Origin of the sequence: Specibacter sp. AOP5-B1-6, assembly GCF_052376555.1 — a bacterium.
Lineage (GTDB): Bacteria > Actinomycetota > Actinomycetes > Actinomycetales > Micrococcaceae > Specibacter.
Map to the genome: position 1 here is coordinate 59,841 of NZ_JBQSVT010000021.1, position 14,474 is coordinate 74,314.

Here is a 14,474-nt window from a genome sequence, read left to right on the forward strand (position 1 = left end):
CCCAGCCGGAGCCGCTGGCGCGTCTCCCGAGGGGTCCCCTCGGGCGCGTGGGCCCAACCACGCCATCCACCACACACTTCTTTCCCCTCCTCTGTACTAAGGACACTCCGATGACTGCACTGAATCTGATCAACGTGACACTGCAATACCCCGATGGTGAGGGCATCATGACGGCCCTGGATGCCGTGAACCTCTCGGTCCACCCCGGCCAGTTTGTTTCCCTGGTGGGCCCGTCCGGTTCGGGAAAGTCCAGCCTGCTGGCCGTGGCCGCCACCTTGATCAAGCCGACGTCCGGATTGGTCATGATCGACGGCATCGATGCCACGGCTCTTTCCGAAAAGGAGTTGTCCGCCCTGCGCCGGGACAAGGTGGGCATCATCTTCCAGCAGCCCAACCTGCTGGCCTCCCTGACGGCTGCCGAGCAGCTCATCATCACCGACCACTTGCGCGGCAAGGCACTGCGCGCAGCCGGGGTCCGGGCCGCCGAGCTCCTCGACCTTGTGGGCCTGGCCGATTGCGCCGGCAAGCGCCCGCATCAGCTCTCCGGCGGACAGCGCCAGCGCGTCAACATTGCCCGTGCCCTGATGGCCGAGCCCAAGGTGCTTCTGGTTGATGAGCCCACGGCCGCCCTCGACCACGCCCGCAGCGATTCCATCGTCAGACTGCTGCGCAAGGTCAGCGACGAGTTCAACGTGGCCACCGTCATGGTCACCCACGACACCGAGTTCGTGCCGCTCACCGACGCTGTTGCCTCGATGCGCGACGGCGTCCTCACAGCCCCCGTCGCGGCCTCGGCGGGCGTAGGCGCACACTAGCCGCCACGTCCCGAGGGCTGGGAATGTGCAGCCATGCAATAACATAAGGGAAACGCACGTTTAGACCAGCGCGATCGGAGCCACCCTCATTATGAAACGCCTTGCAGCCCTTGCCGGCAGCCTTCTCCTTGCTTTGACCATCTCGTCCTGCGGTGCCGCAACAGGCCCCGTCGGCACGTGGGGCGACGGCTACAACACCGACAAGAAGCCGTACCTGGAACTGGCCCTGGGCCAGGAACAGGACGCGAACAAGGCCGGTTTCCTGACGGGAAGCGACGGCTGCAACCGCCTTTCCGGGCAGTGGATGATGGTCGACGGCGAGCTCACCTTCCCGCAGCTCGGCGGCACCCAGATGGCGTGCGAGGGCACTGACACCTGGCTGTCCAAGGCCGCCAGCGGCACCCTCGACGGGGACGTGCTCACCGTCAAGGACGCCACCGGTGCCACACTTGGCACCTTGGACCGCCGCAACTAGCAGGGTCCCGCCCTTGCGGCCCCGCAACAGGACCTTCCCTGCCGCATAACTGCCGCAGCACAAAAGCTGCCCGGACCCCCGTATCGGGGTCGGGCAGCTTTTGTTTTCCCCACCCATCAATTCGGGTCGCGGACCATTTGGTGCGGGCTATTTGGTGCGGGTTATTTGGTCCCCAAGCCCAGGTCGGGGGCGGCCAGGTCGAACGTGTTTTTCAGTGCCGACCGCGCAGCGAGCCAGCCTCCCATTCCATGCACGGCGGGCCCGGGCGGCGTTGAAGCAGAACCCAGGTAAAGACCGGGAACAGGGGTTCGCCAGGGATCGGTCGAGATGACCGGGCGCTTGAGCAGTTGCGGCAGCGTCACCGCCCCCGAGCTGATGTCCCCGCCAATGTAGTTTGCGTTGTACGCGCCCACATCCCGTGCAGTCTGCGTGTTCGTCGACAGGATGAGGTCCCTGAACCCGGGTGCGTGTCTTTCCACGGACCGGATGATGGCTTCCGTGCAGTCGCGGGTTGAGCCGGACGGAACGTGGGTGTACGCCCAAAAGGTGTGCTGTCCTTCCGGAGCGCGGCTCGCGTCAACGACTCCGGCCTGGACTGCGAGCACATAGGGGTTTTCGGGGTGGCGCCCGGCCAACACCTCATTTTCGGCCAAGGCAATGGCATCCCGTGACCCGCCCAGGTGCAGGGTGGGTGCCTGGCGCAGTTCGGCCGCCGTCCACGGCACGGGACCCGACAACGCAAAATCAACTTTGCACACGCCGGGTCCATAGCTGAAGGATTCCAGTTTGCGTATATATCGGGCCGGCAATTCCTTGCGGGCCATGGCGGCCAGCGCCCTGGGCGTGGTGTCGCAAATGACGGCGGCGGCACCCGTTGCGGCCTTCAGTTCGGCCACACTGTCGATGCGCTCCGAAACGTGTATCTGTCCACCGTGTGCGAGCAGGTCATCAGCCATGGCCTGGGCAATGGCGTGGGATCCTCCGCGCGGGACCGGCCAACCTTCGGCGTGGGCCAACACACCCAACAGCAGCCCGGCACCGGACGTTGCCAACGACGGCAGGCGTCCGATCGCATGCGCACCCACGCCCGTGAGCATGGCCGGGGCAACATCTCCCCGGAAGCCCAGGTTCCACGCAGCCGTCCCCTGCAGCAGGGTCCGCACGCCATACTCGAATGCCGCCAGCGGGTCCTTGGGCACCCGCACAAGGTTTGCCTGCGTGAAATCAATGACGCCGTCGAGTCGGCGCAGCAGGGGTTCCATCAATGTCCGCCACGCGCGGCCGTCGGCACCGAGGCCGTCCACCGTCTTCTCAAGGCTGCGATGGGCAATGCCTGCCCGGCCGCCGTCGAGCGGGTGGCCATAGGAAATCTCCGGCACAATCAGTTCGATCCTGCGGCTCAATTCAAAGGCCTTGAAAAATGGCGATGCCAGGGCCATCGGGTGCACGGCCGCGCAGACGTCGTGCCGGAACCCCGGAAGCGTCAGCTCCTTGGTCCGGGTGCCGCCGCCGATGGATTCGGCGGCCTCAAACAGCTGCACCGACAGCCCGGCCCGTGCCATCGTAACGGCCGCAGCCAGCCCGTTGGGGCCCGAGCCCACCACCGCGACATCGACCATATTAAGCGTCCGCCCGGACCGGCAGTTCACCGTCAGTGCCGTCGACACCCGCGGCAAGGGGCGCCCCCGCAGCAGGCACCGCAACACGGGCGGCACCGACCACTTCGGCTTGCATCGCGGCAGAATTCGCCCGGCGTTCGTCCATCAGGGCCACCGCCGGGTCGGTCGGAGGCCCAAGCAGCACCCCGCCCTGCGGATCGTCAATGCCGCCGCGGCGCACCACATCGTGTCCGGGAACGAACATGTCGCGGATGGTGAGCCCGATCAGCGCGCAGGTCGCAGCACCCGCCACCATGGCAGCCATCATGAAATAAGGGGTGTCGATGGCATGCTGGCTGCTGATGTCACCGAGACCCTTGGCGCGAAAGAGCATCAAGGCAATGAAATGTCCGACGACGGCCGCCTGCCACAGCAGCACGGGACGCCATCTCGGCAGGGCCAGTGCCAGCAGCGGCAACAGCCAGATGGCATGCCACGGTTCGGCAGCTTTGCTCACAACGGTGAAGCCGGCAACGGCCACAAAGACCAGCTGGCCAACGCGCGGACGGCGCGGGGCGTACAGGGCCAGCGCCGCCAGGCCCAAAACCAGCACCGCCAGCAGGACGGCACCGACGGCATTGCTCACGCCCACATCCAACGCGGGCCAGCCCATGCGCCCCGCCAGGAGATTCCAGCCGCCGTAAAGGGAGGACTCCGACGGCTCGGCGGCAATCAACTTCTGCACGTAATCGGGGAATGCCGGCGGATTGGCCGCCATGACAGGAGCCAGTGCCAGCAGCCAGGTGATCAAGGCTGCGGCGGCCATTTCCAGCATCCTGGTCACGCGCCGGGCCCTGATGCCAAGGACCAGGAACGCCAGCAAAACAATAAGCGGGTAAGGCGCTGCCATGGCGGCGACGCCAAGGACGGCACCAGCCCAGAGAGTGCGGCGCCGGGCAAAAAGGTAGATGGCCAGGCTCACCAGGGCGGCCGCCCAGAAGTCCCAACTGACGTAGGCGCTCAGCATCAACACCGGGCTGGCAGCCACAATCGCTGCGTCCCAGCTGCGGCGCCCGGCGGTGCGGGCCACAATAATGACGGTGACGATCCAAACCGCGGCAATCAAGGCGGCATTGACGTCAAAGAACGCCAGCTGGCGCAGGGCACCATCACCCGCCGGGCCGGTCAGCCACGCCGTGCTGCCGGCGATCCACCCCGCCAGCACGGGCTGCTCAAACGGCGAGCCTTGGCTGAAGAACGGGAACAGGGTGCCGAGTTTGTCGTCCACAAACGAGTTGGGGAACATGGACCAGCACACAGTTGAATACTGGTCAGGAGTGGTCCATCCGGCGGTGCGGCAATGGGATTTCGTCATCACGGCGATGAAGGCGGCCGCGGCAGCCATCAGGACCAGGACGCGTTCCACCGTGAAAAATCCGGGCTTTGTGGCCCCCGGTGCTGTCCGCTTTCCCAGCGGTCCGCCCACCACTTCGGTCATGCTCCGCAACAATGAGTCGCTGCGTGAGGGCACCACCATGGGGTGCCGGGGCGGCCTCTCCGGAGCCTGTGATTCCTGCATGAATATGAGCCTACCGGGTCACGGCCCCGCCGCCCGATTGCGTCACCCGGGGCGCCCCGGAACGCCTTCCGGCTGCAGCGCCCAGGTGTTGTCAGCAGACCGGCATTGTCAGCTCAGACCGGCGTTACAGGCCCCACTGTTCGACTGCCGGTGTTTTCTTGTCCCAGCCCAGCGTGCACACCTTGGCCGTGCCCAAAACAAAGTGGCGGCCCTCGCCTCCGGGCAGCCCGAGCCAGCGGGCGGTCAGGATCCGCAGGAAGTGCCCGTGTGCCACCAGCAGCACATTGGCCGGCGCGCCGTCGTCGCGCTTGACTGCCCGCGCGCGCTGCACGATCCGGTCCGCACGCGCGGCCACCTGCTCCAGGGTCTCGCCGTTGGGCACGCCGTTGTCCCAGATCAGGTAGCCCGGGTTTTCGGCGCGGACAACCGCGCTGTTGATGCCTTCGTAGTCGCCGTAATCCCATTCGACGGCGTTTGGTTCGACGGCTGCCTCGGGGAACCCGGCCAGGGTGGCCGTCAGGTGCGCGCGCTGCAGCGGCGAGGTGAGAACCAGGTCAAAGTCGACGCCGGACAGGGCAGCCTGCGCGGAGCGGGCCTGGGTTTCCCCCACCTCGGTCAACGGCATGTCGGTCAGGCCCGTGTACTGCCCGCTGCGGGACCACTCGGTCTCGCCGTGGCGCAACAGCCACAGCTTGGGGCCGCCCGGGAGCGGTGCGACCGTAGCCGGGATGCTGTCTGCGGGATGCTGTGTCATGGTTCTTTGTTCCAATCGGCGATCTTGCAACGGGTATTAATTAGTCTTTGGCAACTTCTGGTTTGGCAGCATGTGCCTCGGAACCGGCCGGATTGGCAACATCCGCTTCGGCACCAGCCGGGGCGGGCTGCGCTTCGGGCTGCCCCGCCCACCACGTGCGCAATGCCGCTTCAGCCTTTTCCGGACCCAGCGGCCCATGTTCCATGCGTTGTTCAAGCAGGAAGCTGTAGGCGCGCCCCACAACACGGCCGGGCTTGATGTCCAACAAGGCCATGATGGCACCACCGTCAAGATCCGGGCGGATGGAATCGAGTTCCTCCTGCTCGGCCAGGACGGCGATGCGATGCTCCAGGTCGTCATAAGCAAAAGCGAGCCGCTCGGCCTTGCGCTGGTTGCGGGTCGTGACGTCGGAGCGGGTCAGCCGGTGCAGCCGTTCAAGGAGCGGGCCGGCATCGGTCACGTAACGGCGCACGGCGGAATCGGACCAGCCCGCCTCGCCGTAGCCGTAAAAGCGCATGTGCAGCTCGACCAGCCGGGAGACAGCCTTGATGGAGTCATTGTCAAAGCGCAGGGCTTTCATGCGCTTGGCCGTCAGCTTCGCGCCGGCCAGGTCGTGGTGCCGAAAACTGACAGCCCCGCCCGGTTCGAAACGGCGGGTCTTGGGCTTGCCGACGTCGTGCATCAATGCGGCAAACCGCAGCACAAAATCGGGGCCGGGAACAGGTCCCTCCGGCCCGTTTTCCAGCGCAGCCGCCTGCTCGAGCACCTGCAGGGAGTGCTGGTAAACGTCCTTGTGGCGGTGGTGTTCATCCGTTTCGAGCTTGAGCGCGGGAACTTCGGGCAGCACAATGGCGGCAAGTCCCGTCTCAACCAAAATGTCGATGCCTGCCCGCGGACGCGCACCGCAGATCAGTTTCACGAGCTCGTCCCGGACCCGTTCTGCGGAAATAATGCTGATCCGCCCGGCCATTCCCGTCATCGCGGCCAGTACCTCAGGGTGCAGCGAAAAGCCCAGTTGGGAGGCAAAGCGGGCGGCACGCATCATGCGCAGCGGGTCGTCCGAGAAGGAATCCTCGGCCGCCCCGGGTGTGCGCAGCAAGCCTGCGGCAAGGTCCTTGGCGCCGCCGAAGGGGTCAATGAGTTCCATCTCGGGCAGCCTCAGCGCCATGGCATTGACGCTGAAATCCCGGCGCTGCAGGTCATCCACCAGTGACCGGCCGAACGCCACGACCGGCTTGCGGGAGTCAGGGTCGTACGCTTCAGCACGGTAGGTGGTGATCTCAATGAGCAGCACCTCCTTGTTGCGGTTGCGCTTGCGGAAGCCGATGGTGCCAAAGTCCCGGCCCATCTCCCAGTGCGAATCCGCCCACTTTTTGGCCACAGCCAGAATTTCATCCGGGGTGGCGTTGGTGGTGAAATCCAGATCCGGGGAAATTCGCCCCAGAAACAGGTCGCGGACGGGGCCGCCGACAAGGGAAAGTTCATAACCGGCGTCGGCAAAGAGCCGTCCCAGTTCCAGAACAACTGGGTCAAATTTTGAGGTATCGGGCACTAAATCCATGGTTCCTTAAGGATGCCAGACTTTTCCGGGCGCGCGCTTGCCCGGCGGCGCCGTCTTCCATGGACAGTGCGAAACCGCCCCTCCGGCCTGTCATCATCCGTGGCCAAAGATAGCTAGAGTGGACTCCATGGTTCACCCAGTGCCGCGCGCGCCCAAGAGGACCCCGTTGCCGTCGGCAATGGGTCCCCAGGTTGTGCCCGCAGCACCCAGCACGCCAAGCCAGCTGCCAACTGTTGAGGAAGTTTCGGCCGGCGGCGTTGTGGTTGAGATGCACGACGGCGTCCCCCGGGTTGCGATTATCGCGCGCATCAACCGCGGTGGCCGGCTTGAGTGGTGCCTGCCGAAGGGTCATCCCGAAGGTGTTGAAACACACGCCGAGGCGGCCGTGCGTGAGATCGAGGAAGAGACCGGCATCGCCGGGGAGATTCTCGCCACCTTGGGCAGCATTGATTACTGGTTCACCGTCAGCGGGCACAGGGTCCACAAAACGGTGCACCACTTCCTGCTGCGTGCCACCGGCGGTTTCCTCACCATTGAAAATGATCCGGACCACGAGGCCGTGGATGTGGCGTGGGTGCCCTTGGCCGAATTGGCCAAGAAGCTCTCATTTCCCAATGAACGGCGCATCACCGACCTCGCCCGCGAATTGCTGCCGGAATATTTCTAGCTGCCGCTGGCAGCATGGCCCCACCGGACCCGTGTTGCGGCGGTCGTTGCTGCCAGCACTCTTTGAGCATGCAGTGAGATGATGGGAACAATGTCTAACGATGAACGGCTCCGCATCCCGCCGAAACCCAACACCGCGCCACGGTCGGCTGCTCCGCAAATCAGCATGGACACTTCCATGCTGGCCGCAGTGCAGGCTTCCCCTCAGGGAGCGATGCAGGCCTCCCCGCAAACCCAGGCGCAGCCGGTGGTGAGCGGCGACGTCGGTGCAACATCCGCTGGCGGAAGCGGGACCAACGGCGGGGGCGGGACCAACGGCGGAAGCGGGACAGTCAGCGCCGGCGGCCAGGCGCCGTCGTCCGATTCAAGGTTCCGCGCCACAAGGGACCGCACAAGGACCGGCGCCACAAGATCCCGCGCAGGGTCCCGGGCGGCGAGGTCCGGTGCAGCGGGGTCCGGCGCCGTACAAGCCAGTGCCGTGCGGTCCAGTGCCTCCATGGCCATTGGCACCCTGGCGTCGCGCATCCTTGGCTTTGTCAAGGGCATCGTGCTGGGCATCGCGATTGCCGGCACCACGGTGGGCAACATCTTTGAGGGCGCAAACAGCCTCCCCAACCTGATCTTTTTGATGATCGCCGGTGGCGTGTTCAATGCTGTGCTCATCCCGCAGATCGCCAAGGCCAGCAAGCAGCCGGACAAGGGTTCTGAATTCATCTCGCGCCTGCTGACCCTTGGCGTCATTGGCCTGCTGGTGCTGACCGGGCTCGTCATGCTGCTGGTGGCACCCATCATGGGGTTGTCCACCTCCTTTAAGGGCGCACAGCTGGAGCTGGCCATCACCTTTGGCTTGTTCCTGCTGCCGCAGATCTTCTTCTACGGGCTGTTCTCGCTGCTGGGCCAGGTGCTTAATGCGCACAACTCCTTCAAGGCGTATGCGTGGGCACCCGTGGTCAACAACGTTGTGGCCATCGGCGGCCTGTTGGTGTTCATCGCGGTGGCGGGCGGCACCGCCACCAACCCCCACTCGGTGGATAACTGGACCACGGGTCAGACGTGGATGCTGGCAGGAACAGCCACGCTGGGCATCGTGGTGCAGTCGGCCGTGCTGCTGATTCCCGTGCAACGCCTGGGACTGGGCCTGCGCCCCCGTTTTGGATTGAAGGGCACGGGGCTGGGTACCACTGCGAAGGTTGCCATGTGGACCATGGGCACCATGATCGTTGGCAACCTGAGCTTCATCATCATTATGCGTGTGGCCACGATTCCGGCCGGCGGCGACGGTGTTCCGGAGCCTGGGTCGACCGTCCCTGGCCTTTATGCACTTAACCGTGCCACCGAGCTGTACATCATGCCGCATTCCATCATCGCCCTCTCCATTGCCACGGTGATGTTCACTGCGATGGCGCATGCCGCAGCCAACAAGGACATGTCAGGGCTGCGTGCCTCTCTGGCCGGGGCGCTGCGCACCACGGGTATGGCCACGGTGTTTGCCGCCGTTGCCCTGGTCGTGCTTTCAGGCCCGTTTGGCATGTTGTTCAGTGGCGGCCAGGAAACGGGCAGCCGCCAAATCGCCATCATCCTGTCCATTCTGGCGATTGGCGCACCGTTCTACAGCATCAATTTCATCCTCAACAGGGTGTTTTATGCACAGGAGAATGCCAGGACGCCATTCATCATCCAGTGCATTCTGGTGGGTGTTGGCATGAGCACCGCCTTGTCGGCGGCGCTGCTGCCGGAGGAATTCATCATCTACGGGGTGGCTGCCAGCTACACCCTGAACAACATCTTGGGCCCCATCATCAGCCACCTGTTCCTGCGGGCCAGGCTGGGCAACTATGGGGGTGGCCTCATTCTGCGCGGACACATGCGGTTCCTGGCCGCTGCCCTGGTGGCCGGCATTGTCGGCGAGTTGCTGCTGCGACTGTTTGGCAGCGCCTCCGCCACCGGCTTCATGTGGACCTCGATTCCCGCCTCGGCTGTCACGCTGGCTGTCGTTGGCACCGTCATGGCGCTGGTGTACGTCCTGATCTTGAAGCGCCTGCGCGTGCATGAAGTGGACGCCGTGCTCAACCCGCTGCTGGCGAAAGTTCGCAGCCGCCTTCCGTCGAGGTAGGCAGAATTGAATATGGCTGGGCCCGTTCAGGGTCGCGACCATGGAACTTGCAATGTTTTCCTATAGAATCAGTCAGATATGGCTTAGTGTGCACCACTCGCACAAGCCACCATGCATGTAAGAGGAGGAATTGGTGCCACAACCTATCGATGTGGGCTCCATCCTTGGCGGCCGCTACAAGGTGACCGGCCGCATCTTGGCTTCCGCCGAGAACGACATTATTTTGGATGGCTTGGACCAGGTCCTGAACCGGCCGGTCAGCATCCTCGTATCTGCCGTTGAGAATTCCCAACACCTGACTCAAAGCGCCCGCGAAGTTGCCACCGGCGCACGGGTGTCCAATGTCTCCATCCTGGATCTGGGTGTTCAGGACAAGGCCACGTACCTCATTGCGGCACGGACCTCCTCCGCGGACCTGCTTGATCTTGTGGTCCCGACCGACCCTGCCGAAGAGGTTTATCAGGAGCCGTTCTTCACGGACACACTCGGCACCGAAATTTTCGGGCAGGCACGCGATGCGGCACCTGCCGGCGGCGCCTATGTCTATGAAGACAACTCGCCGCTGACTCCCGCAAAGTCCGTGCCCAAGGTGAGCCGGGAGGAAACCCGCCACGACGCTGCGTCGGTGCCCACACCCCCGCCCGCGGCAGCCGTGGCCCCGGCAGTGAAACCGGCAGCCGCCGTCGTGCCTCCAACAGCGGCCCAGCAAACCCCAGCCGCCGCCAAGGTGACGCTGTGGGACGAGGACGACTACGGCTTCATCAACGAGGAACACCAGGAAGACCTTGCCGAGTCCCGGCGCCCGGGAACTTTCCCGGCAGAATTGCGTGATGCCGGCGACGGTTACACCGAGGACGACACCCTGGACGAGGAAGACGACGGCAATGCCCCACGCACCAGTGGGCGCTGGCTGACGGGTGCCATCGTGAGTGTGTTGCTCATTGGTGCCCTTATCTTTGCATTCCAGCACATCGGCACCCTGTTCAATGGTTCAAGCAACCAGGCCGGCACGACCACGTCGGCGGCAACTCCGGGCGAAAGCCCGCAGCAGAGTTCCGATGCCCCTGCCGAGCCAAAACCGGTCGCCCCCGTGGTCACTGGGCTCACCGACATCACGGCATACGCCCCCGGCGTCCAGAATTATGGTGAGACCTACTTCCCGCGCCTCAAGGAAGCCCTCGACAGCAACAAGGCCACCTACTGGCCCACAGTTGAGTTCTCCGGCGCGGATTTTGGCGGCATGACGGACAGCATTGACCTCGTGGTTGAGCTGGCCGAGGAATCCACCATCGGTTCCGTAACCATCAACCAGCTTGCCGGCTCGGGCGGTCAGTTCGACATCCTGACCAACGACAAGCCGGTGCTTGAGGGCGCAACGAAGATTGGCAGCGGCTCTTTCAGTGCACCAGACTTCACGTTCACAGCACCCCCGGGGATCAAGGCCAAATACGTCATCATCAGCTTCACAGAGCTGCCAAAGCTGCAGCCCTTCGTGACGTACCCGTACGGATTGAAGATCACCGAAATCAGCGTCAAGTAACCACAGCCGTTACGCACACCTGCGTCACGGAATAACCGCGTCCCCGCGCCGGTTGTGGATAGCGAAGGTTCAATTGCGCCGCCCCGTGGCGGCGCAGTCAATGAAGGAAGAGGAACACCCACCCGTGAGCACGCAAGCCACCCCCGCAAGCGATGTCCGTGACGTCATTATCGTAGGTTCAGGCCCCGCAGGCTACACCGCAGCTATATACACTGCCCGCGCGGATCTCAAACCGTTGATGATCGCCGGTTCCGTGACAGCAGGTGGCGAGCTGATGAACACCACAGAGGTGGAAAACTTTCCGGGCTTCCCGGAGGGAATCATGGGCCCGGACCTGATGGAGAACCTCGGCCAGCAGGCTGAAAAATTTGGCACCGAGGTGATGTACGACGACGTCACTTCAGTTGAGCTCGAAGGTGCAGTCAAGACGGTGACCCTGGCCGACGGCCAGGAATTCAAGGCCCGCTCAGTCATCATCTCCACCGGGTCGGCGTACCGCGAACTGGGTGTCGAGGGTGAAAAGCGCCTCGTGGGCCACGGAGTGAGCTCCTGCGCCACCTGCGACGGATTCTTCTTCAAGGGCCACGACATTGCCGTTATTGGTGGCGGCGACTCCGCCATGGAGGAAGCGATCTTCCTGACCAAGTTCGCGGACTCAGTAACCGTTGTGCACCGCCGCGACACACTGCGCGCCTCCAAAATCATGGCGGACCGTGCCTTGAACCACCCGAAGATCAAGTTCGTCTGGAACTCTGAGGTCATTGGCATCGACGGCGAGGCCAAGGTCAGCGGCATTCGCTTGAACAACCTCGTCACGGGTGAGAAGAGCGAACTCACAGTCACAGGCGTATTCGTTGCCATAGGCAACGACCCTCGCGTTGATCTGGTCAAGGGCGCTCTTGAGCTGACCGAAGCTGGCACAATTTCCGTTGAGGGCCGCTCCTCCAAGACAAACCTGCCCGGCGTCTTTGCTGCCGGCGACGTGGTTGACGCAACTTACCGCCAGGCCATCACGGCCGCCGGCTCGGGATGTGTTGCCGCATTGGATGTGGAGCACTTCTTGGCCGATCAGGACTCCTAAGAGAAAGTAGTTCACCATGAGCAATGCTAAAAGCGCAACAGATGCAACGTTTGCCGATGCGGTACTGAATTCAGAGAAGCCTGTCATCGTGGATTTCTGGGCCGAATGGTGTGGACCGTGCCGCAAAATTGGTCCCATCCTGGACGAAATGTCGGTTGAGTACTCGGACAAGGTTGATGTCGTGAAGGTGGACGTGGATGCCAATCCGGCCATCGCCGCCAAGTACGGAATTACTTCCATCCCGGCGGTCTACCTGTTCCAGGGTGGAGAAGTTAAGACCACCGTCATCGGAGCCCGTCCGAAGCAGTACCTGGAAAAGGAGTTTGCAGATTTCCTGAAGTAGCATCCACGGCGACTTAAATGGGTGGGGCCCGGACAATGTCCGGGCCCCACCCATTTAATCTGACGCCTTCCGTCTTCTCCCAGATTGATCCTAAGGTTCAAACTTTAGACGCTCCCGCTGCCTGGAACCGGGCTATGGGCCGCCAAAAATGCCAGATTCGGAATCCAAGACAGTTTCACGTGAAACTACCTGGAGTCATGCGCTTTGTGCAGGAGTACTTCCATCCGTTGGCCGACGCAAGCATCTGCTCCCGCGGGTGACTTGGGGGCATCTGCGTGCCGTCGGCATCCAGGGTAACTAGCTGAGTGGTCGGCCCACGTAGGTGAACTCCTGTATGCATCAGCCTTGAAAAGTTGGAAACATGAGTCCGGTACATCCCCGTGGGAATACGTCGATCCCGAAGACGCTGCAAATGATCCAAGGGATAGTAAAGAGACGCCGGGCCCAGGACCATCAGCTTTCGATGAACCCCGGCCCTTGAACATGCACACCGCATGGCCTCCCATCGTTGACTCCACACTCGCTATGGCAACGCGGGGGTTCTAGGAAATATTTTTAGGTAGTTGTGGATAATAGTGTTGATTTCCACACATTTGAGTTATGATTGTGGTATGGGTAGTTCAGTGAATTTCCCGGTTGGCCGGGATGGTTCATCCACCACATTGAGTGTGGCGGACCTGATTGCTGGACTTGCTCTTCCTTCCATTGAACCCCTTGGCACTGACATTGCTGCGATGGCCGGGTTGCCTGACCTGCCGGTTCCCGATCCCCGCCGCCCTGGCCCCCGTCGCCGCTCTGCTGACGCTGCTCAGCCCGCCGCTGCTGAAGCTGTTGACCCCGCCGCTGGTGCTGGGGCCGGGTCTGGCGCTCTTCATTCCCCTGGTGCTGGCTCGTCTGTTGGTGTTGGTGGGGTGGAGTCCCGTTTGGAGGGGGCGCGGGCGTTGATGGATGGTTGCACGGACGCGATTGCGGCGTTGCATAAGCATCAGAATCAGTGCGCTGCGTTGGCGGCTGTGTTGATTGCCCGTTTGGAGTCCACGGCTGTTCTTGAGGGCAGTATTCTTGCTGTTGATTCGTGGCAGTGCGATATCTCGTTGATGTCGATGCGGGCTGACTTGGCCGGGATCTTGTCGGTGTCCGAGGGTGTGGCGGGGCAGTTGATTTTGCATGCGGGCACGCTCGTGAATTATTTGCCGGCCACGATGGAGGGTTTGAGCAGTGGCTGGTTGGGGTGGGACTACGCGGTCATCATCGCCGAAGAAACGAGCCTGCTGCGCGAAGCCGGCCTGGGGCAGGAAACTGTTGATGCTTTTGAGCAGGTCTTGCTCGGCAAAGCTGCCGGCGCCACGCTGCCGAGTTTCAGGGAGAAGGCCCGGCGCCGCCGGGAACGGTTCTACCCGGAAACGATCACTCCCAAGACGCGGCGTGAGTATAGCCAGCGGCGCTTGGGTGTCTCTCGTGCCCGGGACGGGATGTCGTGGTTGAGCTTGTATGCACCAGCACCGACCGTGGAGGCCATCTGGGCTCAAGCCACTCTCACTGCCCAGGCAGCCCAGGGACCTCACGAGGAGAGGACCCTGACCCAGCTCAGGGCTGATGTCGCCGCGGCCCTGCTGCTGAATCAGTCCATGGCCGAAAACCAGATCTACGCCCCCGCACAACCCAACACCACCAATGGCGGCACCACCAATACCACCCGCACCGCTGATGGCACTTCCACTGCCGCGACCACGGCCGCTGATGGCACTTCCAATGCCGCCACCACCGCCGCTGGTGGCACACCAGCCGGTGCCGGTGCGGGGACTGGATCCGCTGCAGCTAACGGCGCTGAGGGTGCTGCCGGTACCGCCACTGGTGATGCTCAGGGTCCGTGGTTCGCGCCAGTGGACCCGGCTGCCGACGGGGTTCCCCTGGACCCCGGCCCGGAACCAGAGGCAGACCCGGCCCCA

At 63.4% G+C, this 14,474-nt stretch carries 12 protein-coding genes; 8 read left to right on the plus strand and 4 right to left on the minus strand.

The genetic code is table 11. The annotated features are described in order from the left end of the window. The first annotated feature begins 110 nt into the window (after positions 1-110). Entirely contained in the window at positions 111-815 is a 705-nt protein-coding gene (locus tag ACT3TS_RS12155; protein ID WP_444531775.1) for an ABC transporter ATP-binding protein, read from the plus strand. Positions 816-906: 91 nt separating this feature from the next. Beyond that, positions 907-1,290 (plus strand): META domain-containing protein, encoded by a 384-nt coding sequence (locus ACT3TS_RS12160; RefSeq protein WP_444531776.1) that lies wholly within the window; start codon positions 907-909, stop codon positions 1,288-1,290. Between the two features lie 161 nt (positions 1,291-1,451). Here ACT3TS_RS12160 and ACT3TS_RS12165 read toward each other — a convergent pair whose 3' ends face one another. From ACT3TS_RS12165 to ACT3TS_RS12180, 4 genes are all read right to left on the minus strand, one after another. Further along, positions 1,452-2,909, minus strand: a complete 1,458-nt coding sequence (locus ACT3TS_RS12165; RefSeq protein WP_444531777.1) for a phytoene desaturase family protein — start codon at positions 2,907-2,909, stop codon at positions 1,452-1,454. Between the two features lies 1 nt (position 2,910). After that, a complete protein-coding gene (locus tag ACT3TS_RS12170; protein ID WP_444531778.1) occupies positions 2,911-4,467 on the minus strand; it encodes a glycosyltransferase 87 family protein in 1,557 nt (518 codons plus the stop codon). Positions 4,468-4,591: 124 nt separating this feature from the next. Continuing rightward, on the minus strand, positions 4,592-5,221 hold the full coding sequence (locus ACT3TS_RS12175; protein WP_444531779.1) for a histidine phosphatase family protein: 630 nt from the start codon (positions 5,219-5,221) through the stop codon (positions 4,592-4,594). Positions 5,222-5,261: 40 nt separating this feature from the next. Next, entirely contained in the window at positions 5,262-6,782 is a 1,521-nt protein-coding gene (locus tag ACT3TS_RS12180; protein WP_444531780.1) for a CCA tRNA nucleotidyltransferase, read from the minus strand. Positions 6,783-6,909: 127 nt separating this feature from the next. Here ACT3TS_RS12180 and ACT3TS_RS12185 point away from each other — a divergent pair, with 127 nt between their 5' ends. From ACT3TS_RS12185 to ACT3TS_RS12210, 6 genes are all read left to right on the plus strand, one after another. Next, positions 6,910-7,449, plus strand: a complete 540-nt coding sequence (locus tag ACT3TS_RS12185) for an NUDIX hydrolase (protein WP_444531781.1) — start codon at positions 6,910-6,912, stop codon at positions 7,447-7,449. 90 nt (positions 7,450-7,539) lie between these two features. After that, entirely contained in the window at positions 7,540-9,561 is a 2,022-nt protein-coding gene (gene murJ / locus ACT3TS_RS12190) for a murein biosynthesis integral membrane protein MurJ (RefSeq protein WP_444531782.1), read from the plus strand. A 133-nt stretch (positions 9,562-9,694) separates the two neighbouring features. After that, positions 9,695-11,101 carry an ABC transporter substrate-binding protein gene (locus tag ACT3TS_RS12195; RefSeq protein WP_444531783.1) on the plus strand — a complete coding sequence of 469 codons (1,407 nt, stop codon included), beginning with the start codon at positions 9,695-9,697 and terminating at the stop codon, positions 11,099-11,101. A 100-nt stretch (positions 11,102-11,201) separates the two neighbouring features. Further along, the gene (gene trxB, locus ACT3TS_RS12200) at positions 11,202-12,182 is read left to right on the plus strand and encodes a thioredoxin-disulfide reductase (protein ID WP_444531784.1); all 981 of its coding nucleotides are present in this window, start codon (positions 11,202-11,204) and stop codon (positions 12,180-12,182) included. Positions 12,183-12,198: 16 nt separating this feature from the next. Then, entirely contained in the window at positions 12,199-12,525 is a 327-nt protein-coding gene (gene trxA, locus ACT3TS_RS12205; protein ID WP_444531785.1) for a thioredoxin, read from the plus strand. Between the two features lie 944 nt (positions 12,526-13,469). Continuing rightward, on the plus strand, positions 13,470-14,474 hold a 1,005-nt coding region (locus tag ACT3TS_RS12210), incomplete at its 3' end, for a DUF222 domain-containing protein (RefSeq protein WP_444531787.1).